We start from the raw sequence: 25,733 nt of genomic DNA, 5'->3' as shown, positions 1-25,733 counted from the left end.
ATTCTGACAAATTCATTACTAACTGATTACAAACCAATTCTTGATTATTGATTAATCTGTAATTTTCCTAGTTGAAGAAATAATGAACCACTCCAGACACAGAGGACGCAAAGAAGATTATAAACTGGGTTTAAGATTCCCGACTTCTTCTTTAGTAGACATCATCATGAGAACCTATGTTTAAAAGAACCACTATTTCTTCACCAGTTTCATCATCTTTTTCGATGGAGAAAATAATCCGACAGTCATATCCACAGGAACAAGCACGTAAACCATCAAATTCACCTTTTAACTGATGGGTAGCAAGGTTAGCAGCAAATAAATCTGTTTCCATTTGCTGTAATGTTTCCTCAATACGTGCTTGTAAATTCTGATCATGTTTGATGAATTTTCGCAAGGATCGCTTGAAGCGAGAAGTAAGAACTAGTTTTCTCATTATGTTTCATTAGTATTTAAGTAAGTTCTTAATTCAGTGATCGCTTCAGTTGCGGTTTGAGGTTTAAGATTACCAGTTCTAAATTCAGCTAGTGCTTCCTGTGATGAACTTGCTAATTCTTTTCGTCGCATATCAGCTATTCGACGTTGTAGGATACTAATTAGTAGTTCTTGTTGATCAAGTGGTAGGTCAGTCACTAGATTGAGAACTTCTTCAAATGTGTTAGTTTGTTGCATAAATGCTCTCAACTGAATTACTTTATTTATTTTAGTATTTCTCTTGTAGCTTTGCTAATAATGAAATATCGCACTCCCAACTTATCCCCAAACAGCGATCGCTTAACTCATTTCGCACATAAAAAGAGCGATCGCCTACTTTTTACTATCGCCTATTTTTTCTTGATTCAGGGGAGAACGCAGATGAACGCGGATTATTTTGTCTGAATCAGGATGTCCAGGATTTGAGGATGTACAGGATGTAATTGTTTGGTTATTTGTTGATAGTGAATGCTGTATTTTTTTGGATGATGGTAAATAAAATAATACAATACCCGATTTTTCACCAACAATTATTAAATAACATCCTGTAAATCCTTTAATCCTGGTTATCCTGATTCTGACAATTTCATCCCTAACTGACTACAAACCAATTCTTGATTATTGATTAATCTGTAAAATTACCACACTTTGATAAGCTATCACTAATTCTCATACCTTTCATATATTACCTAAGTAGTTTGTGATGTTTTGAATTGTGCCTTCTTGAGCAATTTTAGCTTTATATAATTCGTCGTAAAATTGAACATCTACTCCTCGCCAACTTATCCAACCAATATTGTGGTATTTATCGTCTGTAAAGCTGTAAGCTATAAATTTAGGAGTACCTTGGATTGAAATAACACAGAAATCATCCTTGCCACCAATTATTACCTGATCTGGAGTGTAAACTATAATTTGTAAGTTAGAATTTTTTAAAATATCTTTAACATTATTCTCTGAAATTTTATTGTAGAAATCTCTAAATTCATTGTCTTTATATTCTATAAAATATCTTTTTCCGACTTTTACTCTAAAGAAATCCTGTAGTTGATTATCTGATAAATTTTTTAAAAAATCTATAGTACATATTGCTTTTACTTCAACATCTTTAGATTGATATACTTCCTGTAAAGTCTGAATCTCTGAGAAAGCAATTCTCCCTTCTTTTAAATACAAACTGTTATGTACTAATTTTTTAAGACTCTCTGTTTGTCTGATAAGTTGAGGTATATTTTGATGTATGCTGTAATTAGTATCCATAACAGGTACTAATTCTTCAGCGTCACTGGTTAATAAATGTTCTCGCAATTGTAATTTAATACTATCCAAATAACTTTCATAATCTTTTTCCCAATATACAGACTTGATCTCTAGCAATTCGTGAAGTTTTTCAGTATCACTAGCTTTCCATGTCACCACAAAATGTCCTATTGTTTGATTGAATAATTTATTACTTGCAGTAAACTTAACCTCCCAAGTTTCAACACGTCTATATGTAAGATTCTGCTGTGTAATATCCAGATTATATTCATTACTTAATTCATAATTATAAGCAAATTCTCGTTGCTGAGTCTTTGTTTGTTTGATTCCAACATTAGCTTGTAACTGATTAAAGTCAATTTTCCATCCTGCTTCTGTTGATGTTTCACTCTCATTTTTTTGTCCAGTCATTCCTGTAATAGTAATCTTGACTGCTGCTATATTGGAACTAGCGTTATATGGTGTCCTTGGATTGCGTTCTACTTTTATTTTCGATAAGTTATTTACATTAAAATTCAACATTCTTAGCAAAATATATTTAGCTTTCATTTCATAAACTAAAAACAGAAATACAGCTAAAATCAGGCTGTAAAGAATTAGAAATAACCAAGGATTATTATCTTCCTCTAGATATAATCCTGAGATCACATATTGTTTTACTAAATCTAGACTTGATTTTGATGAAAATTCACTACTTTTATCAATAAATAAATCAATACATAAGATATACTCTTGTTCTTGATCATCTTTGAATGTGTAAAATAATGTTCTCATAGCGTTTCTATCGTTGATATCTATGTAAACATCAGTAAGTCCTGTTTTTGGATTTTCCTTATTAAAAGTAGCAGTACCATTTGGAGTAGCTGTAAACCACTCTCTCTTCTTAAAATCTACATCTACATTTTGTTCATAGTTTGTATCAGTTAATGGATATGATAGCAGGAAACCTGTTCTCAGGTTAGTGATGTAAATATTATTAATTCTCAAATAAGGCATTGATTTTATATATTTATCATCACCTCCTAAATACATCATGACAGCCTTAGTAAAACTATTTAAATCCTTTTCTTTATTGGAGTTTGTTTTAAAAACTTCATTAACAATATCAATGACTTTATCCGCAAATTTCAGAAAAACTTGATCTGTTTTTACTGTGTTTATTGTCGTTTCACTAGCCAGAGGTTTACCACTAAAATTACTTGCGCCTACATAACCATAATAAACTGCTGTTACTGTCTCTCCTTTCTTTATTTCCCACTTAGCAGAATTATCTGAGGCATCTCCTGGTCTATTCTGTCCAATCTGTCCAATAATTATTTTTTTATGTATATCGTCAACTCTTGTTAGGTTTGGATTTGATATCTTTAATATAAAATCTGATTCTAGCTTTTGTTGAGCTTTTTGGATAAATTCAGATAATTCACTTGAACTCTTATCGTCCAGTTTTTCATACCACGAAGTTATTTTTTTATATTCTTCTATTTCTCTATAACTTCCTACTAAATATCCAAAGACAATGATAATTACAGTTGCCCCTATATAGAACAATAGAAAATTGCGTATTGTGGATAGTTGCTTTTGGCGTTGCATAATATTGCACCCTTAATTATAAGTCGGTCGTCCACTATTAGTAGAGCAGTCCAGATATCAAAATTCTTCTTATTACAAGAATTTACCCTATGTAGTCGGCTTGACGCTAATGGAGAAGGAAATTTAACAGACATAACACATAATCATAATAAATGATACTTAAAAATATGTCTAGGGATTTAAAAAAATAGACTGCTCCTCTGGGTTTCTCTTCTTCCTTCGTGTCCTTCGTCCCTATCCCTACCGGACGCTACGCGAACGTGGTTCGTTCCTATACCGCCCTGTACTCATAAAACAACCATATAGTTAAATAACCAATCGCTTATGTAAATAGAAATTACAAACATCTGAGAAAACCTTGCTAAATTGTTAAGATTTATCAATAATGATTACGTTTTTTATATCATTTTGTTTCAGTTCAGGGAGAAAACCCCCACTGACACAGAGTTTTCTGGTACAAAACTCTTAATTGCCGAAGAAAATGGAAGTTAACTTCCAGTAGAGAACACGCTGCAAAGGAGCTTATCTGAATGTTCACCCAGGTCAAGTCCACAATTAGACATATTGCACCTGACGACCTACGCGGACGCAATCTGATTAAAGTCGTTTATGTTGTGCTGGAGTCTCAATATCAAAGTTCTTTATCTCAAGCAGTACGGGAAATTAACGCCAACCATCCCAGCGTGGCCATTGAAATTAGTGGTTACTTAATTGAGGAACTGCGTGACTCGGAAAACTATGAAGATTTCAAACGCGATATAGCCAGTGCTAATATATTTATCGCTTCCCTGATATTTATTGAAGACCTAGCGCAGAAACTCGTCGCAGCAGTCGAACCCCACCGCGATAACTTCGATGTAGCGGTTGTTTTCCCCTCCATGCCAGAAGTTATGCGCCTTAACAAAATGGGTAGCTTCTCATTGGCGCAGTTGGGACAATCTAAGAGCGTCATTGCCAACTTCATGAAAAAGCGTAAAGAGAAATCTGGCGCTGGTTTCCAAGATGGAATGTTAAAGCTCTTGCGTACCCTTCCCCAAGTGCTGAAATTCCTCCCAATGGAAAAAGCACAAGACGCGAGAAACTTCATGCTCAGTTTTCAGTATTGGTTAGGTGGTTCAGCAGAAAACCTGGAAAACTTCCTGCTGATGCTGGCTGATAAATACGTCTTAAAAGGGGAAGATAAACAAAAATTAGCTGCTGCTGACTATCAAGCACCAGTAGTTTATCCTGACATGGGTATTTGGCATCCCTTAGCGCCAAATATGTTTGAAGATGTGCGAGAATATCTGAACTGGTATTCTGTCCGCAGGGATATTTCCCGAAATCTCAAAGACCCCCTCGCACCTTGCGTTGGTTTGGTTTTACAACGTACCCACCTAGTTACCGGAGATGATGCACATTATGTCGCCATTGTCCAGGAATTAGAATCTTTAGGTGCAAAAGTTCTCCCTGTATTTGCTGGTGGTTTGGATTTCTCTAAACCTGTAGATGCTTATTTCTATGAACCTACAACCAGATTACCCCTAGTTGATGCGGTTATCTCCTTAACTGGATTTGCTTTAGTGGGTGGACCTGCTAGACAAGACCATCCCAAAGCTATCGAAGCATTAAAAAAATTAAACCGTCCCTACATGGTGGCATTGCCTTTGGTCTTCCAAACCACCGAAGAATGGCTGGATAGCGATTTGGGGTTACATCCGATTCAAGTGGCTTTACAGATTGCTATACCCGAACTAGACGGAGCAATTGAACCTATTATCCTATCCGGTAAAGATGGGGCAACAGGTAGAGCGATCGCCTTACAAGACCGTGTAGAAATTGTTGCCCAACGCGCCTTAAAATGGGCAAGTTTACGCCGCAAACCCAAATTAATCAAAAAAGTCGCCATCACCGTTTTCAGCTTCCCCCCCGATAAAGGAAACGTGGGAACTGCGGCATATTTAGACGTATTTGGTTCTATCCATGAAGTTCTCAAAGGACTGAGAAACAACGGTTACGATGTGCGCGACATCCCCGAAACTGCGAAAGAGTTGATGGAACAAGTCATCCACGACGCACAAGCGCAATATGCAAGTCCTGAACTCAACATCGCTTACAAAATGTCAGTACCCGAATATGAAGCACTGACACCATACTCCCAACGCTTAGAAGAAAACTGGGGACCACCACCAGGAAACTTAAACAGCGACGGACAAAACTTACTTGTATATGGTAAGCATTTCGGTAACGTCTTCATTGGTGTTCAACCCACCTTCGGTTATGAAGGCGATCCCATGCGCTTATTATTCTCCCGTTCCGCTAGTCCTCATCATGGTTTCGCCGCTTTCTATACCTATTTAGAAAGAATTTGGGGTGCTGATGCCGTTTTACATTTTGGTACACACGGCTCATTAGAGTTTATGCCTGGTAAACAGATGGGGATGTCTGGAGACTGTTACCCAGATCAACTAATTGGTACAATTCCCAATCTGTATTATTACGCAGCGAATAACCCCAGTGAAGCGACAATTGCTAAACGTCGCAGTTATGCAGAAACAATTTCTTACCTAACTCCACCTGCGGAAAATGCTGGTTTATACAAGGGTTTGAAAGAACTCAGTGAGTTGATAGGTTCTTACCAAACTTTGAAAGATAGCGGCCGGGGAGTTTCCATTGTTAATGCGATCGTTGACAAATGCCGGATTGTGAACTTGGATAAAGATATTGACCTGCCCGAAACCGATGCTAAGGATATGTCCTCTGAAGAACGGGATAATATCGTCGGTATTGTTTATCGCAAGTTAATGGAAATTGAATCTCGCTTGTTACCTTGCGGGTTGCATATCATCGGTAAACCACCTTCTGCGGAAGAAGCGATCGCCACTTTAGTGAATATTGCCAGTTTAGATCGGCAAGAAGAAGGTATACTCGGTTTACCCTCCATCATTGCTAACAGCATAGGCCGCAACATCGAGGAAATTTACCGCAACAGTGATAAAGGCATTTTAGCCGATGTGCAATTGTTACAAGACATTACAATGGCTACCCGTGCGGCTGTAGCAGCTTTAGTACAAGAACAAATTGATGCAGAAGGTCGAGTTTCCTTAGTATCCAAGTTGAACTTCTTTAACATGGGTAAAAAAGAACCTTGGGTAGAATCTCTGTATCAGTCAGGTTTTAACAACGTGGACACCTCTGCATTAAAACCCTTGTTTGAGTATTTGGAATTTTGCTTAAAACAAGTATGTGCAGATAACGAACTCGGTGGTTTATTGCAAGGATTGGAAGGTGAATATATTTTACCCGGACCCGGTGGCGACCCCATCCGTAATCCTGACGTATTGCCCACAGGTAAAAATATACACGCTTTAGACCCCCAATCTATTCCTACCACTGCGGCGGTACAGTCTGCGAAAATCGTCGTTGATCGGCTGTTAGAACGCAACAAGGCGGAAAATGGTGGAAACTGGCCAGAAACTATCGCCTGTGTCCTCTGGGGTACAGATAACATCAAAACCTACGGGGAATCCCTGGCACAAATTATGTGGATGGTGGGAGTGCGTCCTGTTCCCGATTCTTTGGGACGGGTGAACAAGTTGGAATTGATACCCTTAGAAGAATTGGGTCGTCCGAGAATTGACGTAGTAATTAACTGTTCTGGTGTATTCCGCGACCTGTTCATCAACCAGATGAATTTACTGGATCAAGGTGTGAAAATGGCCGCTGAAGCTGATGAACCCTTGGAAATGAACTATGTGCGGAAACACGCTTTACAGCAAGCGGAGGAGATGGGAATTAATCTGCGTCAAGCTGCAACCCGTGTATTTTCTAATGCTTCTGGTTCTTATTCTTCTAATATTAACTTGGCGGTAGAAAATAGCACTTGGGATAGTGAAGCGGAATTGCAAGAAATGTATTTGAAACGCAAGTCTTTCTCCTTCAATTCTGATAACCCAGGGGTAATGGATGAGTCACGGCAGATTTTTGAAACAACGTTGAAAACTGCTGACGCAACTTTCCAAAACCTTGATTCTTCGGAAATTAGTTTAACGGATGTGTCTCATTATTTTGATTCAGATCCCACAAAATTAGTTGCAAGTCTGCGTACAGATGGAAAGAAACCTGCATCTTACATTGCAGATACCACTACTGCGAATGCACAGGTGAGAAGTTTATCGGAAACAGTGCGTTTAGATGCGCGGACGAAGTTGTTAAACCCCAAATGGTATGAGGGGATGTTATCACACGGTTATGAAGGTGTGCGGGAACTGTCTAAGCGGTTGGTGAATACTACTGGTTGGAGTGCAACTGCGGGCGCTGTGGATAACTGGGTTTATGAGGAGACGAATGAGACGTTTATTAAAGATGAGGAAATGCAGAAACGTCTGATGAATTTGAATCCTCATTCTTTCCGCAAGATTGTTTCTACTTTGTTGGAAGTCAATGGTCGCGGTTATTGGGAGACAAGTGAGGAGAATTTGGATCGGTTACGGGAGTTGTATCAGGAGGTGGAAAATCGGATTGAGGGTATAGAATAGGATTAGATGGGCAGGTTTTTTACCTGCCTCCTTAATAATGAGATAAAATTAACCAATAAAAAATAGATGATTCAAACATTTAAAAATAAATCCTTAGAAAGTCTGTTTAAAGAAAATTTTAATAAAGGAGTTCCCGCAAATTTAGAAAAGAAAATTAGAATTAGATTAGAAGTTATAGACTCAGCTTTAATTGTAGATGATATTAGATTACCGGGATATGATTTACATGAATTAAAAGGAGATAGAAAAGGAACTTGGTCTATTAAGGTATCAGGAAACTGGCGAATAACTTTTAAATTTGAAGATGGTGAGGCTTATGATGTTAATTTAGAAGACTATCATTAATGTTGTGTTAACATAGTAGTAAATAGTTGAAAATTGTTAAATAAATTTCACCAAATTATCAAGGAGTATTAACTATGAATAATTGGCAAAATATTACTGATGAGAGATTAGCAAGACCAATACATCCAGGTGAAGTAATTGCCGATATTTTAGATGATTTAGAAGTAAATTATAACGATTTTGCCGAAGTTTTAGGAGTATCTCATCAAACAATTCAAGAAATTATTAATGGTGAAAAATCAATTACAGTAGATATTGCCATTCGTCTTGGGAAAGCTTTAGGTAATGGACCAAGATTATGGTTAAATCTTCAGCAAAAGGTTGATGTTTGGGATGCTTTGGAAAGTCATCAGGAAGAATATAATAAAGTTATGACTTTGGTTTAAGAATTAGCAATATTTAAGATTTGTTAAATATACTATACCAATATCTAAAAAATAGGATTAATGGTATAGATTTGGATATGAGATAGTTAAAATTATTTCCTTAATATTTCTTGAGGGTATGACTATGAATGCTTTAACTGTCAATTTAAAATCAGTGATAGATATGACTGATGATCAGTTTTTTCAGCTATGTCAAAATAACCGAGAATTGAGATTTGAAAGAACAGCTAATGGGGATTTAATTATTATGCCACCAACGGGAGGGGAAACGGGAAATCGTAATGGTAGACTAAATCAACAGTTATTTAATTGGACTGATGTTGATGGTACAGGAATAGCTTTTGATTCTTCTACCTGTTTTAAATTACCAAATGGTGCAGACCGTTCTCCTGATGCTTCTTGGATAAAGTTAGAAAGATGGAATACTTTAACTGATGAGGAAAAACAAAAGTTTCCTCCTATTTGTCCTGATTTTGTGATTGAGTTACTTTCTCCTAGTGATAGTTTGAAAACTACACAGGAAAAGATGAGGGAATATATAGATAATGGTGTGCGTTTGGGTATATTAATTAATCGTAAATCTCGTCAGGTGGAAATTTATAGACCTGGTAAGGAGGTTGAGGTTTTGGAATCTCCTGTTACGGTTTCGGGGGAAGATGTTTTAAAGGGTTTTGTTTTGAATTTGGGGATGATTTGGTAGTTTATTATGTATAACAAAAATTGTTTTTTCAATTAGTTTTTAATTTCCAATTCTGTTAAATTATTTGTCACATCATCTAGTACATAAGCTTCTGGATAATAGTATAATTCTCCATTAATTTCAACACATTTAAATGGAACATTCATTCTTGGATGAAAGATAGGTACTCCCTGTTCATTTAATCTATAAGGTTCTTTGACTTGGTGTATACCTGGTAAGTCTTCAGGATTATAATAGTAACCTGTAGATAACAATTGTTCTTTATCCCATAAAGTGTATTCAATAGCTGGTCCAGATAGAAGAAGAATTTCTTCTAGAGTCTTTTGATCTTCTTTCTGACAATATTCATAAACTCTCTTAATGAAAGATTCACTTAAACTATAAATTTTGTTATTTTGGATTTCAAAAACATGATTTCTAACCAAAAATTCTCCTACTTGACTCTGTAAATCTTTATAATTTCTAACTTTATAATTCCTAATATCTAAATTTCCTAATCGCATAGAAGATAGTAGTGAAAACAAAGCTGCATAAAATTCAAATAAAGTATCCTTTTTGTAAGAAATTCCTATGGGAATATATTTTTCTTCAAAATCTTCTAATTTTAGAATTGGTTTGTTTTTGTATCCTTGATATCCTTGAAATATGATTCCTTCTTCTAAAACTACTACTAAATTGGGACGACACCAAATAGGTTTAGTTCTCTGATAATCTATTAAATTTTGTCTTAAAGAATCTAGCGAGTTATCTTTGAGTTTATATGCAAAAATAATTCCAAATGGCACACTGAAGCAGTTATTGGTAAGCATTTTCCTAAAATTTTCTATCTTATGCAAACCATCATATAACTCATGCTTGGTTAATTTAGACTTTACCTCTATTATACCATATATGCCTTCAATTGGAAAAACTTGTATTCGTTTACTAGAGATCCATGAAGGACACTTATCTCTATCATAAATTATTAAATCGCATTGATTAGATTGTTCCCCTAATGGACTAATAACTAATCCAGACCCTATTGCATATTTTGATGGAAGTTTACAATCTTCTAAAAACGATCTAATACCATCTTCTCTAAAATCTCCTTTTGTGCCATGATGATTCATCTGTGATGATATATCAAACTCTCCTAATAGCCTTTGAGATAGGATTCTAAAAATAGATTGTACATCCATATTTATTTACTGTTGACAACGTTACAAATAATTATCCAAAAACTATTCTACACTATAAATATTAATATAAGGTAGTAAATATGTTTGATTTATCAAGCAAGGAAATACATACCTTATATTAATCTCCAACATATTAAATAAACTTATTTAAAATAGCTATCTATTTCTCTATACCACTCCGCTAAATTTCTCTTTTTGATTTCCTTTAAATGAAAATCTTCTTCCAGATATTTACGTAATTGTTCGTATCTTGTTAAATCCTCACTTGGTTGTATTGCACCTGATGCAACTAAATTATTCCAAAAATCATCCATCTTTTTAGAATCAGCCATCAAATAATTAACTACTTCAGAAGCTTTCTCTTGCGGTGATTTTTTAATTTTCACTGCTGTTCCGTATGCAAATATTTCAAATGCTTGCTTTTTACCTAAAAAACCATCTGCTAAGGCTACACGATACTCAAATTGACAATTAATTACTGCATCACCACCTAAAGATTTACAAATTTGACGTAATTGTTGTTTTACTCCATCAAAAGCTCGTCCTGGATTTGCAGAAGACAGAAAACCTTCAGTATGACTATCTAAAGCAAAAATTGCTTCTAAAATGTCATATTTTTCTTTGATATCTCCAGTGGCAATAATAATGTCCATGATTCACTGCAAGTTAATAAATTAAGTTATGAGAGTAATTATATGATGTTTTTACCTTGAACAAGTTGCTCTTACTGAAATAAGTAATTATGCAAAATTAATTGGTTTTGGGGAAGTGCGATCACTTTTTGCGGGTGTTTGGGGTGTGATCGTTGTATTGGGATGTTGGGAGTGAGATCGCTTTTTGGGGTTTAGAGGATGCGATCGCTCTTTTGGGGTTTTGGGAGTGCGATCGCTTTTTGGGGGTTTGGAGGGTGCGATCGCTGGTTGGGAGTTTGGGGGAAATGCGATCGCTATTTGGGGTTTTGGAAGTGCGATCGCTGTTTGTGGGTTTGGGGATGTTCGGAGTGCGATCGCTTTTGGGGGATGTGGAGGTGCGATCGCTTGTTGAGCGTGTTAGAGGTGCGATCGCTGTTGGGGGGTGTTTGGGATGCGATCGCGTTTGGGGATGTGGAGGATGTGCGATCACTGTTTGAGGATGTGGGGAAGTGCGTAGCGAAGCGCACCGAAGGTATCGCTGTTTGGAGGTTTGGGGAGTGCGATCGCTTTTATTGCTTTTACTGAATACTTTCAATTAATTTAATATTATTTCTCAACCATTCATTGACTAAAATTTGCACATCAATATTTTTTTCTTGAGCGATTTTTTTGAAAAAATTATCAACATCTGGTTCAAGGTAAATCGGATAATGAAACGTTGCATCAGGATGATAAAACTTACCTTGTTCAGCTTGTGAAAAATCATATTCTGCTTTCATAGTTTTCTTCCTTGATAATATTGCTGTTCATTAAAAGTTGCTTTTCGTGCTGAAATAATACGAATCAAACAAGAATCTTCATCTGTTTGTTCAAAAGTATGAATAACAACCCTTAAAATACCTGTTTCATCTAAACCTATAGTAATCCATCTGTCTTCATAATCACTATGTTCCTCATCATATAAACTTAATTGATATTGATCACGAAAAACAGTTGAGGCTAACCGAAAATTGATTTGATGTTTACGAATATTCTGTTTTTCTTTTGCTGGATTCCAATCAAAATTATAACGCAAATTTATAAATTACAGAAAATTAAATAAGTTTACACCATGATTATATCATAATTTTATACTTTGACAGCGTTAGTGGTGGCTTACTGTAGGTTCGCTGTTGGGAGATGTTGGGGAGTGCGTTAGCGAAGCTTACCGAAGGTATCGCTGTTAGAGAGTTTGGAGGTGCGATCGCTGGTTGGAAGGTTTGGGAAGTGCAATCATTTTTTGGTACTCTAATTATAGAATCAGCAATATAATGATATGTATGTCAGCTAAAGATGTTTTTCATGAAGTTGTCAAAATAGCCTTACAAAAAGATGGTTGGCAAATTACAAATGACCAACTTACAATTAACGTAGGAGGAGTTAATCTTTCTATTGATTTAGCCGCAGAAAAGCTGATTGGTGCAGAACGTAAAGGACAAAAAATAGCAGTAGAAGTAAAAATTTTCTTAGAGAAATCTTCCGCTATTTCTGAATTTGACACAGCATTAGGACAATTTACCAGATACTAACAACCTAACACGAGAAAATCAGGTTAACAAAAAAACAATTATTTCTTCTTATAAATCAGCGATCGCTCTTTTGAGGTTTTGGGGTGCGATCGCGTTTGGGGATGTGGAGGATATGCGATAGCGAAGCGCTGCTGCAAGCAGTTCGCTGTTTGGATATGTGGGGATGTGCAATCAAAAAATTAAACTTCCTCATCTAAAAATGGTAATAAGTCCTCTAAATCTCTCGCCCCATGCAAAACCCGTAGAACCTCCACCCTCTCCTCTTGAACTTTATAAAAAATCAAATAGTCGTTAAAATTCTTAATCCGCCACTGACGAATTGTTCCCATATCAGACAAAGACAACACAACCTTACCCATATTAGGAGTTATCGCCAATTGAGCAAAAGCATACTCAACAAACTCCAGAAACTTTTCTCCTAATTCCCGATTGCCATTCACCAAAAGATAATTTGCTTGTTGTCTGATATCTTGAGTAGCACGGTTGCGAACAATTACCTGAAAAGCCATACTCACTACTGCCCCGCACCAAAGATTGATCGGTGCAAATTCTGCCAATATTCAGGAGTTACAGGTTCTGCTTCTGAGTCCAAACCTTCTTGCAACAAACTAGTTAATTTTGCTTGAGCATCCTTACGCTGTTTATCTTGCTGCAACAACATCAAAAAATAGTCCGCTACATTATCATAATTGCCAGATTGAAGTTGAACTTCAAGATAAGACTCCAGTTCTTTTGGTATTGGAAAACTCACATTCATAAGTTTTTAATAGGAATAAAATTTTATTAGTATCTTATCATTTTTTCTTCTGGTGATTTAGGGGTTAGCAAAGTGTACCGAATGTATCGCTCTTTTATGGTTTTGGCAGTGCGTAGCGAAGCGCACCGAAGGTATCGCTTTTGAAAGCGTAACTTTAGGTTGTCTCTTGACATGATATCATATTATGATATCTTATATATTAGCTTCTGTTAAAAGTAAAAAAGGATGAATCTTAATAATAAACAAAGAAAAACTTTAGAATTAATTTTTACAAATCCTGTACCAGCAAACATTATTTGGCAAGATATTGAAAGTCTATTTATAGCTTTAGGTGCTGATATTAGTCAAAGAAGCGGTTCAAGAGTTAGAGTTAAATTAAATGATGTGAGAGGTTATTTTCATGAACCACATCCAGAAAAAGAAACCGATAAAGGAGCGGTAAAATCAGTGAGAGAATTTTTGATAAAAGCAGGAATTGACCCATAAATAGATTGTTAAATCAACCACAACAAAACTGAGTGAGGATTATTAAAATTATGCTGACTTACAAAGGATATACAGCATCAATTGAAGTAGATGTAGAAGCAGGAATACTTTTTGGGCGTGTTCTTGATATTAATGATGTAATTACTTTTAAAGCGAAAACCGTAGAAGAAGCACGTCAAGAATTTCAGACTTCTATAGATGGTTATTTAGCTTTTTGTGAAGAATTAGGTGAAGAAGCGGATAAACCTTTTTCTGGTAAACTACCATTTAGAACTACTCCAGAACATCATCGTAAAATTTTTATCGCTGCTAAAAAAGCAGGTAAAAGTATTAATGCTTGGATGGATGAAGTTCTAATTAATGCTGCTGAAAAATCAGTAAAAGCATAGATTAAATATTTTTATAATTTTTAGGTATGTTTGGATATGTGGGGAAGTGCGATAGCGCAATCGCTGACTTGTCAGTTCGCTGTTTTGGGGTTTTTGGAGTGCGATCGCTCTTTTGAGGTTTTAGAAGTGCGATCGCCGAAATAGTTGATTATAGAGATTTGAAGCAATAAAATCATAACTTGTGAGTCAACAAGACAAACTATTAGCTAAAATTCTATCAGGCGCATCTGATACAAATATATCCTTTGAGCAACTGTGTCAACTATTAATCAAATTAGGATTTGATGAAAGAATTCGTGGTAGTCACCACATTTTTACAAAAGAAGGAGTTGAAGAAATCTTGAATCTCCAACCCAAACAAGGAAAAGCCAAAACATATCAAGTTAAACAAATCCGTGAAGTTTTACTGAAATATCAGCTAGGAGGTCAAGATGACTCTACGGTATGAAATTATTATTTATTGGAGTGAAGAAGACCAAGCATTTATCGCAGAAGTTCCAGATTTACCGGGATGCACTGCTGATGGAGAAACTTATCAAGAAGCACTGCAAAATATAGAAATTATTATGCAGGAATGGATAGAAACTGCTCAAGAGTTAGGTCGAAAAATTCCTGAACCTACACAGCATTTAATGTCTGCTTAATAGTGAATCGGTGACAGATTCTATGAATTATATAACACTGTATCTACCCACATCAATTCAATTAACTGATGATCAATTTTTTGAATTATGTCAAATTAATGAATTAATCAAAATTGAAAGAAATCCTGATAGTAGTCTGATATTAAAACCTTTATTGGGTGGTATATCCAGTAATATTAATGCTGGTTTAACTGCTCAATTAGCAAATTGGAACGATGACAAATCACAAGGTATAGTTTTTGGTTCTGATGTCGGTTTTATTTTACCAAATGCTGCTATTCGTTCTCCTAGTGCTGCTTGGATAAAGTTAGAAAGATGGAATACTTTAAGTGATGAGAAAAAGGAAAAGTTTCCTCCTATTTGTCCTGATTTTGTGATTGAGATACTTTCTCCTAGTGATAGTTTGAAAACTACTCAGGAAAAGATGAGGGAATATATAGATAATGGTGTGCGTTTGGGTTTATTAATTAATCGTAAATCTCATCAGGTGGAAATTTATAGACCAGGTAAGGAGGTTGAGGTTTTAAATTCCCCTGTTACGGTTTCGGGGGAAGATGTTTTAAAGGGTTTTGTTTTGAATTTGGGGATAATTTGGTAATGATTTGGTAATATTTACAATTATTTAATCTATCTATTATGAAAGAGTGATACACTTGAATTTAGAAATTCTTTGGGACTAATAAACGTGATAGATGGTAAAGCTATTTCTATCTCATTATTTACAGGTGCTTATGGTTTAGATTTAGGATTAGAACAAGCAGGTTTTCATACTGTAACTGTAGTAGAAAAAGACCGTGATGCTGTCAAAACAATAGCTCTTAATCGTCCATTTTTACAAGAAAGTGCAATTTCCAGAGAAATACAAAATGTCACATCTCAACAATTATTAGAAGAAGGAGGAAGAGTTTTAAATTTAGGACGTGCTTTACAACCACAAGAAGTTGATTTAGTTACAGGTGGTCCACCATGTCAACCATTTAGTACCGCAGGAAAAAGAGGTTCTGTGATGGACCCTCGCGGTAGTTTATTTATGGACTTTATTCGTATTGTTAAAGAAGTTCAACCACGTTTTTTCTTAATGGAAAATGTTAAAGGTTTGCTTTCTGCTCCACTGCGTCATCGGCCAATTAATCAACGTGGAAAAGATTACCCTATTTTAGAACCTGATGAGATGCCTGGTGCTGCTTTAAAAGTAGTATTATCAGAAATGAAAGAAGTAGGATATCAGGTAGTTTACAATCTTTTAGAAGCAGCAGATTATGGAGTTCCCCAAAATCGAGAGCGTGTCATATTTATTGGTTCAAGAGATGGAGAAACCCCTACATTTCCTATTCCCCAATATTGTAAAAATGGTCAAACTTTACCTAAATGGAGAACATTAAAAGATGCTTTAACTGGTTTAGTTGATGTAGAACCAGAATTTATGTCTTATTCAGAAAATCGTTTAAAGTATTTAAAATTATTAAAAGCTGGACAAAACTGGAGACATTTACCAGAAGAATTAAAAAAAGAAGCTATGGGAGGAGCTTATAATTCTGGAGGTGGAAAAGTCGGTTTTTATAGAAGATTATCCTGGGATAAACCTTCACCAACAATTACTACCAGTCCCCATCAAAAAGCAACAGATATGTGTCATCCTGTAGAATTACGTTGTTTAACTGTGCGGGAGTCTGCAAGAATTCAAACATTTCCAGATGATTGGATTTTTCATGGTTCTGTAAGTTCTAAATATAAACAAATTGGTAACGCAGTTCCCGTATTACTTGCGAAAGAACTTGGTAGTTATCTCTTTAACTTAATTCAAGGAAACAAATTTAAAGGTAAAGAGATAGCCGAACAATTATCACTTTTTTAAGTATAGATCAGCAATTTTCTATTTTGTAGCCAATTCTGCAAAAGCTTTATCAATTTTCTGTAACATACTCGTAATTGAAAATAAACAAGTAAGAAAAAACGCGTTTAGTGCTTTAGCTTCAGAACTGGCAAAATCTGGATATAAAGACAAGGCAAGTGTACTGTTAAGTAGTCTTAGTATATTACAAAACGAAGTGCGGAATGTGGGTTGTAGAAACTGCTGCAAATTCTGATGAATTACAACAACCTGTACGGGTGAAATCTGCTGATAAATTTGGCTTGCTTTTTAGTCAGATGTTAGAATCTCTGTTTGTGGAGAGAGTTGATCAAAATGAAGGGATTTTTGCTCGTTATATGAATGATAGTGATTTTCAGAAGGTGGTTGCAGATTGGTTAGTTGGGGAAGTTTATAAAAGGATAATTAATAGTAAATAGAATTGTTCAATTATCAATATTTATTTCTGTTAGCATCAAAAATAATGAAACTCTTGATTGATCACGGCTTTGGTGTAAATAAGCTCATATTTGGCATAATAGGTACTCAAGATCCAAAAATCATAAACAATCCCCAAAGTCTTTTGATTAATATCTGTGCTTTTTGAGAATCGGCTCTCCTTCCTTGTTGTTCAAAAAGACGCGCAGCTTGCTGTAAGTCAGCTATGGCTGCTTGCCTATCTCCTAAATCAGAACGGACAATTCCTCTTCCATAGTAGGCTTCAGCAAAGTTAGGATTAATATTAATAGCTTGGCTATAATCTGCGATCGCCCCCTGCTTATCTCCTAATTCATAACGGACACCTCCTCTATTATTGTAGGCATCGGAGTTGTTGGGATTAATCTTGATGGCTTGGTTGAAATCTTGGATCGCCCCTTGCTTATTTCCTAATTCATAACGGACACCTCCTCTATTATTGTAGGCATCGGAGTTGTTGGGATTAATCTTGATAGCTTGGTTGTAATCTGCGATTGCACCCTGCTTATCTCCTAAATTTGCACGGGCAGATCCTCGGTTGATGTAAGCTCTATAATAATTTGCATTAAGACTAATAGCTTCGTTATATAAATCTATTGCACCTTGATAGTCTGATTCATTAAACTTATCGTTACCTTGCCTAAACAGTTCCTGGGCTTTCTTTGTTGTTCCTGTCGAAACAGAAACGCCTGTAACTGGTTTTTTATTGGAATTTTGCCCCTGCTGATTTATACTTGATAGTGATCCAAGCTGTTTATAAGTATCAATCGGAATCCCTAAAAAATCCCTTGTTTCTAATCTCGCATCAATTGTAGATAGTCCACTTACCCCTATCAAACGCCCCTGTTCATCTAAAATCGGACCCCCACTCATTCCCGGTTTAACAATATTACTTAAAACCAAAGCATACTCATCAACAGGCTGACTTACCACCCTGGCAGTAGTCTCTAAAGGCACATATTCCCGTCCCTTACTTACCTGGTCAGGTGCAGCCCAACCAAAAGCATAAACCGTACTCCCAGCAGTCACTTGACTAGAGTTACCAATCTCCACAGGACGATAATTTTCATTACTGGTAAACTGGAACTCTGCCAAATCTATCTTACCAATTCGTTTAACTGTGCTGTAATTAATTTGGTAGGTTTTACCATTTCCGGTTTTCACAGTATAATTTCCTCTCTTATCAACTACGTGCCAACAAGTGAGAACAGTGTAAGTATTTCCTTCACCTTTAATAATAATACCCGAACCAGCATTAGCACCATCAATGCGAACTGTAATTTTATCACCAATATCCCGAACTTGCTGAGGAATAGAAGCGATCGCCCTTTGTGACTGAACAACCACCACAGACGCACAGAGTAAAGTTACTGGTAAACTATAAGTAAATTTGATCATATCCATCACCATAGAACTTGTCTAAATCCATACTGACAGGTAAAGTTAAAAATAACCTCCTGATTCAGACAATTTACCCGTTCTCAGTCTCGTACTGGTGACACCAATCAACAAAAATCAATAAAAATTCAATTTAATTAAAACCATTATGTTACCTTCCCTCAACAAAAACTTAGTTGGTAAAATCATTTCTGGCAAAAAAGGACGCTATGAAATTATTAGCGAATTAGGTCATGGTGGCTTTGGAAAAACTTATTTAGCCCAAGATTTAGATCATGATTATCAAAAATGTGTAGTTAAACAACTTCTACCTAACCAGGACAAAAAATTAACCCTTCAGGAATTTAGAAAAATTAAAGAACTGTTTGCTAAAGAAGCTCAACACCTAGAAAAATTAAATCATCCCCAAATTCCTAAATTAAAGGAGTATATCATTATCAATAAAAAATTATCCTTGATAGCTAAACAGGAATTTTATATAGTAGAAGAATATATAGAAGGTCACGAATTACGCCAAGAATTAATTCCTACTCAAAGACTGAGTAATGATCAAGTTTGGGAAATATTGTATAATATTGTTAAAGTTTTAGCATTTGTTCATAGTAAAGCTTTAATTCACAGAGATATCAAACCAGAAAATATTATCATACGTAAAAAAGACGGAAAACTATTTTTAATTGATTTTGGTTACGTTAAAGATATGACTGAACTAAAAAAGATCAAATCCGTCATAGTCATGACTTCTGAACCATATACACCAATGGAACAAAAAGATGGTTTTCCTACCTTTACCACAGATATTTATGCTGTGGGTATGATTGGGATTGAAGCCTTAACAGGAATACATCCTGATGTACGTCATCAAAAATACATTACCATAGATGACAAAACAGAGAAATTTATTTGGCGAGATTCTGCTGGTGAAGAACTCAGTCAGGAATTAGCTGATGTGATAGATAAGATGGTACATCCTGATTGGCAAAAACGCTATAACACAGCTACCCAAGCATTAGAAGCATTAGAAAAAATAAGACCTCTCCATCCTGTACAAAGAATACAACGTAACGAAGAAGTGAATATTATTCCTGTCACCACAGAAAACCCTGGATTAGTATTAGTTTCTCGACAAATGTTAGGAAGTGTATTAAACACAGTCTTAACATTACCAGAAGTGATCACAATTACACCAGAGGTAGAATCATCAAATACTCAGATAATTAATGAAGAACTTCTATCACGAAACGTTGTGATTATTGCAGGAATTTCCACAGCATTAGCTGTTGGTTTTCTTAGTTTTAATATTGTCTCTTCTGGGAAAGCTGATAAACAAAAACCTCAACCCCAAGAAACAATAATCACAGAACCAAAGGATGAGAATTTAACTAAAACCCATGTTGATGATACAAAATACATGAGTTTTAGCATCAAATATTCTGATAAATGGACAGCTACACCAATACAACCAGGAGAAGAGGAAAAAGTAAAATTATCTCCCAATGATAAAACTGCAAATAATAATTGTGCTGTAGAATTAATAGTACATATTGCGGATTTAGGAAAAGCATTATCCCTAGATGAATATAAAAATACTGCCTTAAATAGAATTACTCAAGATAGTAATAATTCATCTATAGTGCTGAATGATAGCAAAAAATTAAGCACTTATGACGCATATCAAATAATGTTCAATCGTCAAGAAGATGGATGTCAATTGAAAAAGTTAGAACGGGGAACGGTGAGTTTTAAAAAAGGGTATTATATTATTTATCAAGCACCAGAACAAGATGATAAGAGGTTGTGGCCTGTAGTAGAAAAGATGATTGATTCTTTTGAAATTAAGGATGGTAAATAATATGACAGCACTAACATTAAATCTCAATTCTATTATTAAACTAAATAGAGAGCAATTTTACCAACTCTGTGCAGAAAACCCGGATTTAAAATTAGAACGCAATACTCAAGGAGAGTTAATTATTATGCCACCAACGGGAGGAGAAACGGGGAAAAGCAATGTTAATTTAATATTTCAAGTAGCATCATGGAATGAAACAACCCAACTAGGAGAAGTTTTTGATTCTTCCACAGGATTTACTTTACCAAATGGTGCAGACCGTTCTCCTGATGTTTCTTGGGTAGAAAAATCTCGTTGGAATGGGTTGACTAAAGAACAAAAAGAAAAGTTTATTCCCTTATGTCCTGACTTTGCTATTGAAATTATGTCACCATCGGATAATTTTAAAAAAGTTCAGGATAAAATGCAGGAATATATATTAAATGGTTGTCGTTTAGGTTGGTTAATAAATCGGAAAAAACAGGAAGTAGAAATTTATCGTCCTGGACAAGAAGTAGAGGTTTTAAAATTGCCATTAACTTTGTCTGGTGAGGATATTTTACCGGAGTTAGTGGTTAATTTGGGTAAAATTTGGGGATAATGTAGGTTGGGTTGAACAAAGTGAAAACCAACAAATTATTATCAATGTTAGTTGCTAACAATATTATGTTTCTCACAATCTTAATTTGATTCTGATAATATTAAAATAGAATCAAATTCCTATCTCCCCATTCTATAACCCATCATGACACAAATTACCCTGAGAGAACTTCCTCAAAATCTACAAAACCTACTTAACCAAGCTCAAAAAACAGGTGAACCTCTGACCATTATTGAAAATGGTATTCCCTTCGCTATTATAGTTTTGCATAAATATGGCTTCCCCTATCATCTATATCATAAATAGAAATATCTGCTATAAAGTCCTCAATAATTATCAAATTTTCTGCTACTTTTTGAGAATTTTCTGCCATATACAGTAACTCTCCCTGGGTGACAACAGAAATGGCTAAATTAGATTCTCCAATGGTTTTAGCATGGTCAATAACGAGAGAATCGCCAAAAATTAAAGCACTACAATGGTTAGTATCAAGTAAATACATGAGTTAATATATAATTAAAATTCAGCTAAACCACGTGAATCATACACTGCTTGTAAACAAACTTTAAGATCATCACCTTGCCACTTACCAACATGACGTAAAATTGATTTACCTGAACCTTGACGTTGAGGAGTTTTTGCTTTTTTGATTTTCATATTTTTAACCATCATCAGAACTTCTGCTATTTGTTCTTCGGTCATTGATTCAATTTCTGTCACCAGTTGTTCTTTAAATGTCATTCTATGTTCTCCTACTTTATTATCTTTCCTGAACTAACCTAAACCTGTTAATTAATGTACTCATAATATATCATAAATCCTGTAAATCCTGTAATCCTGTACTTCGACTTCGCTCAGTAACCAGATATCCTGATTTGTGACAAATGTAAAATTTTGACTTTTGACTTTTGACTTTTGACTTCCCCAAGGGTGTCCTGATTTCTAATAATGTTGGGTTTTCTCAAACCAACCTACTGGATGAGAATTATTTAACCATAATCAATTTGATTGGGTTACAATTGAAGCTATATGTATATGTAAATGAGGTCAGCTTCCCGATGACTGCACCTACAGAAATTCGCCAAAGAGCAATTACACTACTGGAACAATTACCAGGAGAATCTTTAGTCAAAGCAGTTGCATTTTTAGAATCTCTTTCTCATGAGTATTTACAACTATCAGCAACACCAAAAACTCCAAATAGCGAAACTGCTTTATTACAAATTATTCAACGTCGGTTATCTCCTGAAGAACAGGAGAGATTATCTTATTTACGTCAGCAACATGAGAATGAAGAAATTACAGAAACAGAGTATCAAGAACTACTTAAATATATTAACCGCATTGAACAACAAGATGCTGAACGCGCAGAAGCATTGATTCAGTTAGCTCAACTTCGTCAAGTTGATTTACAAGTTTTAATTGATGAGTTTTTACCTACAGATATTAATATAACTTGATGTCAGAGCGAGTTTCAGAATCAATTAGGCGTATTGTTGCTGCTCGTAGTCGTGGTTATTGCGAGTATTGTCGGTGTTCGGAAAAATTTGCCACAGAGAGGTTTACAGTTGAACATATCAAACCCCGGAAAGCAGGTGGTGAGACAGTTTTAGAAAATCTTGCTTGGAGTTGCTTTGGCTGTAATGGTTATAAACATACTAAAACTGAGGGAATTGATCCAGAAACGGGAGAAAAAACAGCAAGTTATTTATTAAATTTTGCTAACAACTCCTCACGAGATAATTGTAAACACAAACGAGTATATTCTTCCGGTGGAAAATTTAGCAAGTTATCAATAACTTTAGATAATTTATGATCTAAATTTCCAAATTTTACCCGCAACAAATTTTCCAAAACTAAACGCTGTCCTTGCTGTAAACCTTCTTGTACAGCTTCAGCCCTTGCTTGTTGATAAGCCTCTGTTAATATCATAATTAACTCCTGGTCATATTCTGTTAATATTTCCTGAGTTTGCACACTCACACGCCAATTAAAAACCAGTTCTAGAATATTATGCCGTAAAGGGTTTTCTGGTGGTAGTGCAACCAACTCTTTCACTGCTTCCTGTTGAACTTTTTCGCGTCCTAATAACCTACATAAAAGTGTCTCCTCAGTTACAGGTAACTGGTTAATTGCTATGATGGCCGTTTTAAAAGCATCAGGCAGAAAAAACACTCCTGGTAGCCAATTATCTAAATCTAGTTTAGCTCCAAAACCGTCCACTAAACCTGTAGAAGCACTATGTAAAATCAAGGAAAAACAAAGCACATTAACATAATCAAAAGTGATAAACTTAACAAATAATCCCATATTTACCATCATTAGATTATGCGTACCATTCGTAACTTTACCAAAGTTAGCACTCTGACAGGTGTAGTTTTAACCAGTCTACTTGTTTCCAGTCATCCAGTAGCAGCACAAAGGGCGTGTGTTGTTACAGATAGTGGTAGTGTTGTATGCGGCAAACTTCAGCAGAACTCTCAAAAACCTAGCAGTGTCAAAAATCAAACTGTAGAACTTGAAGATATCAATGTAACTTTACAAGGCTGTAAACGTTCCTCTTCTACTGTGAATTGTCACTTTCTATTAACTGCTAAACAAGATGGTGAGGTGTATCTTAATTGTTATAGCAGGTCTAGTTCGTATAATAGCAAAATATTTGACACCTATGGAGGAGAGTATTTTTGTAACCAAACACAACTTGGACAATCGAAAAATGAATACCGAGTTTCAACAAAGCTACTCAAAAATATACCCGCAAAGGCAATAGTTACCTTTAAAGAAATACCAACACAAGTGAAAGAGATAGCAGCACTGGAACTCAGCGTTTATCTGAGTAACAGATTAGAATATTATAGTGCGGTTTTCCGCAGCATACCCATATCACAGTAACTAAGGTCTTGTATAGGATTGTATAAACAATCAAAACCCATTTCTTGCATTATTTTTCTTACAACCAAACACAATTGCTTCTACTCAGACACCCGCCAAACTTTAATATTACTTTCCCTACTCGCACTAGCTAAAGTTTTGCCGTCTGAACTAAAAATGACAGAATCAACGGTGTCAGCATAACCTGTCAAAGAGTGGATTTGTGTTCCCGTTGCCACATTCCACAATTTAATTGTATTGTCATCACTGCCACTAGCTAAAATTCTCCCATGAGGACTGAAGGCCACAGAACCAACTCGATTAGAATGACCTGTAAGAGTGCGGATTTCTGTTCCTGTATCTATATTCCATAGTTTGATTGTATTGTCATCACTGCCACTGGCTAAAATTCTCTCTTTGAGGCTAAAAGCCACAGAATTAACTCGGTTAGAATGGCCTGTAAGAGTGCGGATTTCTGTTCCTGTATCTATATTCCATAGCTTAATTGTATTGTCTGAACTACCACTAGCCAAAATTTTGCCATCAGGACTGAAGGCCACAGCACTAACTTTAGTAGTATGCCCTGAGAGGGTAAGTATTTCGTTGGTTGTGGACACATCCCACAGTTTGATAGTCCCGTCACTACTGCCACTAGCCAAAATTTTCCCATTTGGACTGAAAGTGACAGAATAAACTGAGAAAAAACTTCCTTGAAAGCTAATATTTTCTGTTCCTGTAGCTATATGCCATAACTTGATAGTCTCGTCATTGCTACCACTAGCCAAGGTTTTACCATCTGGACTGAAAGCAATGGACTCAATTCGGTCGGAATGTCCTTGAAGAGTGTGGATTTTGCTGCCTGTGGCTATGTTCCATAGTTGAATACTTCCATTGTTACTGCCACTAGCGAGAATTTCGCCATTGGGACTCAAAGCAATAGCTGTTACCGGAAAAAAATCTCCAGGTAAGGTTTTCGCTAGAGTGAAATTAATAGATGATGTAGGTTTTGTCGTTATTTCTGTTGGTTTTTCTGTTGGCTTTTGTATTGCTTGAGAACCAACATTATCAAATTTTTGATATTCATGAATAGGAATAACACCAAAAGATGTAGTATCTTTATCAGGTGTTGTAAATCCAGAACCTAGTCCATTAATTCCCACTAAAAATCCATCTTGATTGAGAACAGGACCACCACTCATTCCAGGCGCAATAATATTACTATAAATTAAACCATAACCATCTTTATACTTATCAAGAACAGAGTTAATTTTTCCCTCTACAAAACGATAACAGGCTTCTAAACATATTGCATCTGGGGCAGCAAATCCCGCAGCATATACTGGAGTTGTTTCTGTTAACTGTCGAGAATTTCCTATAGTTGCAGGAGAATAATTAAGACTACTATTAAATTCAACTATTGCTAGGTCTAATTCACCTAATTTCTTTTTATTATTAATAGCATATTTTTGATTATCATTAGTATATAAATTATAGTTACCAGGAACTTGGACAACGTGCCAATTTGTGAGTACAGTATATTGATTTCCTTGTTTTTTAATAATTATTCCTGAACCATAAGTTTTACCAAATTCTTGTGTATTTCCTTCAATACGGACGGTGATTTTTTTAGCAATTGTATTAATTTCCGATTGTTGTAAGGCTGTAGCTGAGGGCGTTTGTACTACTATAATTACAGCAGTCATCACAGTGGCGGTTAGTTGATATACTCGATTTAGTATCATGTATTTATATCATGTCCGGCTAATCGCTTACGATAAAA

At 35.5% G+C, this 25,733-nt stretch carries 34 protein-coding genes and 1 pseudogene; 20 read left to right on the top strand and 15 right to left on the bottom strand.

The window, feature by feature from the left end:
* Positions 1 to 151: 151 nt before the first annotated feature.
* The gene (locus K2F26_RS18410) at positions 152 to 436 is read right to left on the bottom strand and encodes a type II toxin-antitoxin system RelE/ParE family toxin (RefSeq protein ID WP_194055407.1); all 285 of its coding nucleotides are present in this window, start codon (positions 434 to 436) and stop codon (positions 152 to 154) included.
* Entirely contained in the window at positions 436 to 672 is a 237-nt protein-coding gene (locus K2F26_RS18405; protein WP_194055405.1) for a hypothetical protein, read from the bottom strand. Before K2F26_RS18405 ends, K2F26_RS18410 begins: the two co-directional genes overlap by 1 nt.
* 60 nt (positions 673 to 732) lie before the next feature.
* Between K2F26_RS18405 and K2F26_RS18400 the strand changes: the two genes are divergently transcribed.
* A complete protein-coding gene (locus K2F26_RS18400; protein ID WP_220608954.1) occupies positions 733 to 879 on the top strand; it encodes a hypothetical protein in 147 nt (48 codons plus the stop codon).
* Between the two features lie 273 nt (positions 880 to 1,152).
* Here the strand turns inward: K2F26_RS18400 and K2F26_RS18395 are convergent, their stop codons facing one another.
* Complete coding sequence (locus K2F26_RS18395) at positions 1,153 to 3,324, bottom strand: hypothetical protein (protein ID WP_220608953.1); 2,172 nt, start codon at positions 3,322 to 3,324, stop codon at positions 1,153 to 1,155.
* Positions 3,325 to 3,854: 530 nt separating this feature from the next.
* Here K2F26_RS18395 and K2F26_RS18390 point away from each other — a divergent pair.
* From K2F26_RS18390 to K2F26_RS18375, 4 genes are all read left to right on the top strand, one after another.
* Positions 3,855 to 7,841, top strand: coding sequence for a magnesium chelatase subunit H (locus K2F26_RS18390; protein ID WP_220608952.1), 3,987 nt, complete (start codon positions 3,855 to 3,857; stop codon positions 7,839 to 7,841).
* A gap of 66 nt (positions 7,842 to 7,907) precedes the next feature.
* Complete coding sequence (locus K2F26_RS18385; protein WP_220608951.1) at positions 7,908 to 8,186, top strand: type II toxin-antitoxin system RelE/ParE family toxin; 279 nt, start codon at positions 7,908 to 7,910, stop codon at positions 8,184 to 8,186.
* A 74-nt stretch (positions 8,187 to 8,260) separates the two neighbouring features.
* Positions 8,261 to 8,572, top strand: coding sequence for a HigA family addiction module antitoxin (locus tag K2F26_RS18380; protein ID WP_220608950.1), 312 nt, complete (start codon positions 8,261 to 8,263; stop codon positions 8,570 to 8,572).
* A gap of 124 nt (positions 8,573 to 8,696) precedes the next feature.
* On the top strand, positions 8,697 to 9,272 hold the full coding sequence (locus tag K2F26_RS18375; RefSeq protein ID WP_220608949.1) for a Uma2 family endonuclease: 576 nt from the start codon (positions 8,697 to 8,699) through the stop codon (positions 9,270 to 9,272).
* 32 nt (positions 9,273 to 9,304) lie between these two features.
* On the opposite strand, the gene K2F26_RS18370 is transcribed toward K2F26_RS18375, so the two are convergent.
* The gene (locus K2F26_RS18370; protein ID WP_220608948.1) at positions 9,305 to 10,450 is read right to left on the bottom strand and encodes a DUF6602 domain-containing protein; all 1,146 of its coding nucleotides are present in this window, start codon (positions 10,448 to 10,450) and stop codon (positions 9,305 to 9,307) included.
* 143 nt (positions 10,451 to 10,593) lie between these two features.
* Positions 10,594 to 11,103 carry a heavy metal-binding domain-containing protein gene (locus K2F26_RS18365; RefSeq protein ID WP_220608947.1) on the bottom strand — a complete coding sequence of 170 codons (510 nt, stop codon included), beginning with the start codon at positions 11,101 to 11,103 and terminating at the stop codon, positions 10,594 to 10,596.
* 152 nt (positions 11,104 to 11,255) lie between these two features.
* On the opposite strand from K2F26_RS18365, the gene K2F26_RS18360 reads away from it, so the two are divergent.
* The gene (locus tag K2F26_RS18360; protein ID WP_220608946.1) at positions 11,256 to 11,579 is read left to right on the top strand and encodes a hypothetical protein; all 324 of its coding nucleotides are present in this window, start codon (positions 11,256 to 11,258) and stop codon (positions 11,577 to 11,579) included.
* A gap of 81 nt (positions 11,580 to 11,660) precedes the next feature.
* Here the strand turns inward: K2F26_RS18360 and K2F26_RS18355 are convergent, their stop codons facing one another.
* Positions 11,661 to 11,861, bottom strand: a complete 201-nt coding sequence (locus K2F26_RS18355; RefSeq protein ID WP_220608945.1) for a phospholipase D-like domain-containing protein — start codon at positions 11,859 to 11,861, stop codon at positions 11,661 to 11,663.
* A complete protein-coding gene (locus tag K2F26_RS18350) occupies positions 11,858 to 12,157 on the bottom strand; it encodes a BrnT family toxin (protein ID WP_015212917.1) in 300 nt (99 codons plus the stop codon). The genes K2F26_RS18355 and K2F26_RS18350 overlap by 4 nt, the downstream gene beginning before the upstream one ends.
* A gap of 104 nt (positions 12,158 to 12,261) precedes the next feature.
* Here K2F26_RS18350 and K2F26_RS25225 point away from each other — a divergent pair, with 104 nt between their 5' ends.
* Entirely contained in the window at positions 12,262 to 12,393 is a 132-nt protein-coding gene (locus K2F26_RS25225; protein ID WP_302850026.1) for a hypothetical protein, read from the top strand.
* 8 nt (positions 12,394 to 12,401) lie between these two features.
* Positions 12,402 to 12,647, top strand: a pseudogene (locus K2F26_RS18345) (element excision factor XisH family protein); the annotation flags it as partial.
* A 51-nt stretch (positions 12,648 to 12,698) separates the two neighbouring features.
* Here K2F26_RS18345 and K2F26_RS25220 read toward each other — a convergent pair.
* From K2F26_RS25220 to K2F26_RS18335, 3 genes are read right to left on the bottom strand one after another with little or no spacing between them, the layout of a single operon-like run.
* Positions 12,699 to 12,821, bottom strand: coding sequence for a hypothetical protein (locus tag K2F26_RS25220; RefSeq protein WP_302850025.1), 123 nt, complete (start codon positions 12,819 to 12,821; stop codon positions 12,699 to 12,701).
* 8 nt (positions 12,822 to 12,829) lie between these two features.
* On the bottom strand, positions 12,830 to 13,159 hold the full coding sequence (locus K2F26_RS18340) for a type II toxin-antitoxin system RelE/ParE family toxin (RefSeq protein ID WP_220608943.1): 330 nt from the start codon (positions 13,157 to 13,159) through the stop codon (positions 12,830 to 12,832).
* A 5-nt stretch (positions 13,160 to 13,164) separates the two neighbouring features.
* Positions 13,165 to 13,407, bottom strand: a complete 243-nt coding sequence (locus K2F26_RS18335) for a ribbon-helix-helix domain-containing protein (RefSeq protein ID WP_220608942.1) — start codon at positions 13,405 to 13,407, stop codon at positions 13,165 to 13,167.
* 225 nt (positions 13,408 to 13,632) lie between these two features.
* Between K2F26_RS18335 and K2F26_RS18330 the strand changes: the two genes are divergently transcribed.
* From K2F26_RS18330 to K2F26_RS18300, 7 genes are all read left to right on the top strand, one after another.
* Positions 13,633 to 13,893, top strand: coding sequence for a type II toxin-antitoxin system HicA family toxin (locus K2F26_RS18330; protein ID WP_220608941.1), 261 nt, complete (start codon positions 13,633 to 13,635; stop codon positions 13,891 to 13,893).
* A 50-nt stretch (positions 13,894 to 13,943) separates the two neighbouring features.
* Positions 13,944 to 14,282, top strand: coding sequence for a type II toxin-antitoxin system HicB family antitoxin (locus K2F26_RS18325; protein ID WP_220608940.1), 339 nt, complete (start codon positions 13,944 to 13,946; stop codon positions 14,280 to 14,282).
* Between the two features lie 181 nt (positions 14,283 to 14,463).
* Positions 14,464 to 14,730: a type II toxin-antitoxin system HicA family toxin gene (locus K2F26_RS18320; RefSeq protein WP_220608939.1), complete on the top strand. Its 267-nt coding sequence runs from the start codon at positions 14,464 to 14,466 to the stop codon at positions 14,728 to 14,730.
* Positions 14,714 to 14,926: a type II toxin-antitoxin system HicB family antitoxin gene (locus tag K2F26_RS18315; protein WP_220608938.1), complete on the top strand. Its 213-nt coding sequence runs from the start codon at positions 14,714 to 14,716 to the stop codon at positions 14,924 to 14,926. Before K2F26_RS18320 ends, K2F26_RS18315 begins: the two co-directional genes overlap by 17 nt.
* A 22-nt stretch (positions 14,927 to 14,948) precedes the next feature.
* On the top strand, positions 14,949 to 15,524 hold the full coding sequence (locus tag K2F26_RS18310) for a Uma2 family endonuclease (protein WP_220608937.1): 576 nt from the start codon (positions 14,949 to 14,951) through the stop codon (positions 15,522 to 15,524).
* An 87-nt stretch (positions 15,525 to 15,611) separates the two neighbouring features.
* Positions 15,612 to 16,781: a DNA cytosine methyltransferase gene (locus tag K2F26_RS18305; protein ID WP_220611941.1), complete on the top strand. Its 1,170-nt coding sequence runs from the start codon at positions 15,612 to 15,614 to the stop codon at positions 16,779 to 16,781.
* Between the two features lie 200 nt (positions 16,782 to 16,981).
* A complete protein-coding gene (locus tag K2F26_RS18300) occupies positions 16,982 to 17,215 on the top strand; it encodes a hypothetical protein (protein ID WP_220608936.1) in 234 nt (77 codons plus the stop codon).
* 106 nt (positions 17,216 to 17,321) lie between these two features.
* On the opposite strand, the gene K2F26_RS24940 is transcribed toward K2F26_RS18300, so the two are convergent.
* Positions 17,322 to 18,650, bottom strand: coding sequence for a tetratricopeptide repeat-containing S1 family peptidase (locus K2F26_RS24940; RefSeq protein WP_246605414.1), 1,329 nt, complete (start codon positions 18,648 to 18,650; stop codon positions 17,322 to 17,324).
* Between the two features lie 148 nt (positions 18,651 to 18,798).
* Between K2F26_RS24940 and K2F26_RS18290 the strand changes: the two genes are divergently transcribed.
* On the top strand, positions 18,799 to 20,502 hold the full coding sequence (locus tag K2F26_RS18290) for a serine/threonine-protein kinase (protein WP_220608935.1): 1,704 nt from the start codon (positions 18,799 to 18,801) through the stop codon (positions 20,500 to 20,502).
* A gap of 1 nt (position 20,503) precedes the next feature.
* On the top strand, positions 20,504 to 21,082 hold the full coding sequence (locus K2F26_RS18285; protein WP_220608934.1) for a Uma2 family endonuclease: 579 nt from the start codon (positions 20,504 to 20,506) through the stop codon (positions 21,080 to 21,082).
* Between the two features lie 256 nt (positions 21,083 to 21,338).
* Here the strand turns inward: K2F26_RS18285 and K2F26_RS18280 are convergent, their stop codons facing one another.
* Entirely contained in the window at positions 21,339 to 21,584 is a 246-nt protein-coding gene (locus K2F26_RS18280) for a type II toxin-antitoxin system VapC family toxin (RefSeq protein WP_246605413.1), read from the bottom strand.
* 14 nt (positions 21,585 to 21,598) lie between these two features.
* A complete protein-coding gene (locus tag K2F26_RS18275; protein WP_220608933.1) occupies positions 21,599 to 21,823 on the bottom strand; it encodes a hypothetical protein in 225 nt (74 codons plus the stop codon).
* 317 nt (positions 21,824 to 22,140) lie between these two features.
* On the opposite strand from K2F26_RS18275, the gene K2F26_RS18270 reads away from it, so the two are divergent.
* Both K2F26_RS18270 and K2F26_RS18265 read left to right on the top strand, forming a co-directional pair.
* Positions 22,141 to 22,542 carry a hypothetical protein gene (locus tag K2F26_RS18270; RefSeq protein ID WP_220608932.1) on the top strand — a complete coding sequence of 134 codons (402 nt, stop codon included), beginning with the start codon at positions 22,141 to 22,143 and terminating at the stop codon, positions 22,540 to 22,542.
* Positions 22,542 to 22,898: an HNH endonuclease gene (locus K2F26_RS18265; protein ID WP_220608931.1), complete on the top strand. Its 357-nt coding sequence runs from the start codon at positions 22,542 to 22,544 to the stop codon at positions 22,896 to 22,898. The genes K2F26_RS18270 and K2F26_RS18265 overlap by 1 nt, the downstream gene beginning before the upstream one ends.
* On the opposite strand, the gene K2F26_RS18260 is transcribed toward K2F26_RS18265, so the two are convergent.
* A complete protein-coding gene (locus K2F26_RS18260; protein WP_220608930.1) occupies positions 22,787 to 23,404 on the bottom strand; it encodes a hypothetical protein in 618 nt (205 codons plus the stop codon). The two genes, K2F26_RS18265 and K2F26_RS18260, sit on opposite strands and share 112 nt — an antisense overlap.
* Positions 23,405 to 23,410: 6 nt before the next feature.
* Between K2F26_RS18260 and K2F26_RS18255 the strand changes: the two genes are divergently transcribed.
* Entirely contained in the window at positions 23,411 to 23,974 is a 564-nt protein-coding gene (locus K2F26_RS18255; RefSeq protein ID WP_220608929.1) for a hypothetical protein, read from the top strand.
* Positions 23,975 to 24,054: 80 nt separating this feature from the next.
* Here K2F26_RS18255 and K2F26_RS18250 read toward each other — a convergent pair whose 3' ends face one another.
* Positions 24,055 to 25,695 carry a WD40 domain-containing protein gene (locus K2F26_RS18250; RefSeq protein ID WP_220608928.1) on the bottom strand — a complete coding sequence of 547 codons (1,641 nt, stop codon included), beginning with the start codon at positions 25,693 to 25,695 and terminating at the stop codon, positions 24,055 to 24,057.
* Positions 25,696 to 25,733 lie beyond the last annotated feature (38 nt).

Origin of the sequence: Sphaerospermopsis torques-reginae ITEP-024 (genome assembly GCF_019598945.1) — a bacterium.
GTDB lineage: Bacteria > Cyanobacteriota > Cyanobacteriia > Cyanobacteriales > Nostocaceae > Sphaerospermopsis.
The sequence above is the reverse complement of the archived record's forward strand: the minus strand, read 5'-3'. Positions and strand labels throughout refer to the sequence as shown.

Bases quoted from the DNA above. Each gene is read 5' to 3' on its own strand.
- K2F26_RS18410 (WP_194055407.1), bottom strand. From the start codon at position 436: ATGAGAAAACTAGTTCTTACTTCTCGCTTCAAGCGATCCTTGCGAAAA.
- K2F26_RS18405 (WP_194055405.1), bottom strand. From the start codon at position 672: ATGCAACAAACTAACACATTTGAAGAAGTTCTCAATCTAGTGACTGAC.
- K2F26_RS18400 (WP_220608954.1), top strand. From the start codon at position 733: ATGAAATATCGCACTCCCAACTTATCCCCAAACAGCGATCGCTTAACT.
- K2F26_RS18395 (WP_220608953.1), bottom strand. From the start codon at position 3,324: ATGCAACGCCAAAAGCAACTATCCACAATACGCAATTTTCTATTGTTC.
- K2F26_RS18390 (WP_220608952.1), top strand. From the start codon at position 3,855: ATGTTCACCCAGGTCAAGTCCACAATTAGACATATTGCACCTGACGAC.
- K2F26_RS18385 (WP_220608951.1), top strand. From the start codon at position 7,908: ATGATTCAAACATTTAAAAATAAATCCTTAGAAAGTCTGTTTAAAGAA.
- K2F26_RS18380 (WP_220608950.1), top strand. From the start codon at position 8,261: ATGAATAATTGGCAAAATATTACTGATGAGAGATTAGCAAGACCAATA.
- K2F26_RS18375 (WP_220608949.1), top strand. From the start codon at position 8,697: ATGAATGCTTTAACTGTCAATTTAAAATCAGTGATAGATATGACTGAT.
- K2F26_RS18370 (WP_220608948.1), bottom strand. From the start codon at position 10,450: ATGGATGTACAATCTATTTTTAGAATCCTATCTCAAAGGCTATTAGGA.
- K2F26_RS18365 (WP_220608947.1), bottom strand. From the start codon at position 11,103: ATGGACATTATTATTGCCACTGGAGATATCAAAGAAAAATATGACATT.
- K2F26_RS18355 (WP_220608945.1), bottom strand. From the start codon at position 11,861: ATGAAAGCAGAATATGATTTTTCACAAGCTGAACAAGGTAAGTTTTAT.
- K2F26_RS25225 (WP_302850026.1), top strand. From the start codon at position 12,262: ATGTTGGGGAGTGCGTTAGCGAAGCTTACCGAAGGTATCGCTGTTAGA.
- K2F26_RS18340 (WP_220608943.1), bottom strand. From the start codon at position 13,159: ATGGCTTTTCAGGTAATTGTTCGCAACCGTGCTACTCAAGATATCAGA.
- K2F26_RS18335 (WP_220608942.1), bottom strand. From the start codon at position 13,407: ATGAATGTGAGTTTTCCAATACCAAAAGAACTGGAGTCTTATCTTGAA.
- K2F26_RS18330 (WP_220608941.1), top strand. From the start codon at position 13,633: ATGAATCTTAATAATAAACAAAGAAAAACTTTAGAATTAATTTTTACA.
- K2F26_RS18325 (WP_220608940.1), top strand. From the start codon at position 13,944: ATGCTGACTTACAAAGGATATACAGCATCAATTGAAGTAGATGTAGAA.
- K2F26_RS18315 (WP_220608938.1), top strand. From the start codon at position 14,714: ATGACTCTACGGTATGAAATTATTATTTATTGGAGTGAAGAAGACCAA.
- K2F26_RS18310 (WP_220608937.1), top strand. From the start codon at position 14,949: ATGAATTATATAACACTGTATCTACCCACATCAATTCAATTAACTGAT.
- K2F26_RS18300 (WP_220608936.1), top strand. From the start codon at position 16,982: ATGTGGGTTGTAGAAACTGCTGCAAATTCTGATGAATTACAACAACCT.
- K2F26_RS24940 (WP_246605414.1), bottom strand. From the start codon at position 18,650: ATGATCAAATTTACTTATAGTTTACCAGTAACTTTACTCTGTGCGTCT.
- K2F26_RS18290 (WP_220608935.1), top strand. From the start codon at position 18,799: ATGTTACCTTCCCTCAACAAAAACTTAGTTGGTAAAATCATTTCTGGC.
- K2F26_RS18285 (WP_220608934.1), top strand. From the start codon at position 20,504: ATGACAGCACTAACATTAAATCTCAATTCTATTATTAAACTAAATAGA.
- K2F26_RS18280 (WP_246605413.1), bottom strand. From the start codon at position 21,584: ATGTATTTACTTGATACTAACCATTGTAGTGCTTTAATTTTTGGCGAT.
- K2F26_RS18275 (WP_220608933.1), bottom strand. From the start codon at position 21,823: ATGACATTTAAAGAACAACTGGTGACAGAAATTGAATCAATGACCGAA.
- K2F26_RS18270 (WP_220608932.1), top strand. From the start codon at position 22,141: ATGACTGCACCTACAGAAATTCGCCAAAGAGCAATTACACTACTGGAA.
- K2F26_RS18265 (WP_220608931.1), top strand. From the start codon at position 22,542: ATGTCAGAGCGAGTTTCAGAATCAATTAGGCGTATTGTTGCTGCTCGT.
- K2F26_RS18260 (WP_220608930.1), bottom strand. From the start codon at position 23,404: ATGATGGTAAATATGGGATTATTTGTTAAGTTTATCACTTTTGATTAT.
- K2F26_RS18255 (WP_220608929.1), top strand. From the start codon at position 23,411: ATGCGTACCATTCGTAACTTTACCAAAGTTAGCACTCTGACAGGTGTA.
- K2F26_RS18250 (WP_220608928.1), bottom strand. From the start codon at position 25,695: ATGATACTAAATCGAGTATATCAACTAACCGCCACTGTGATGACTGCT.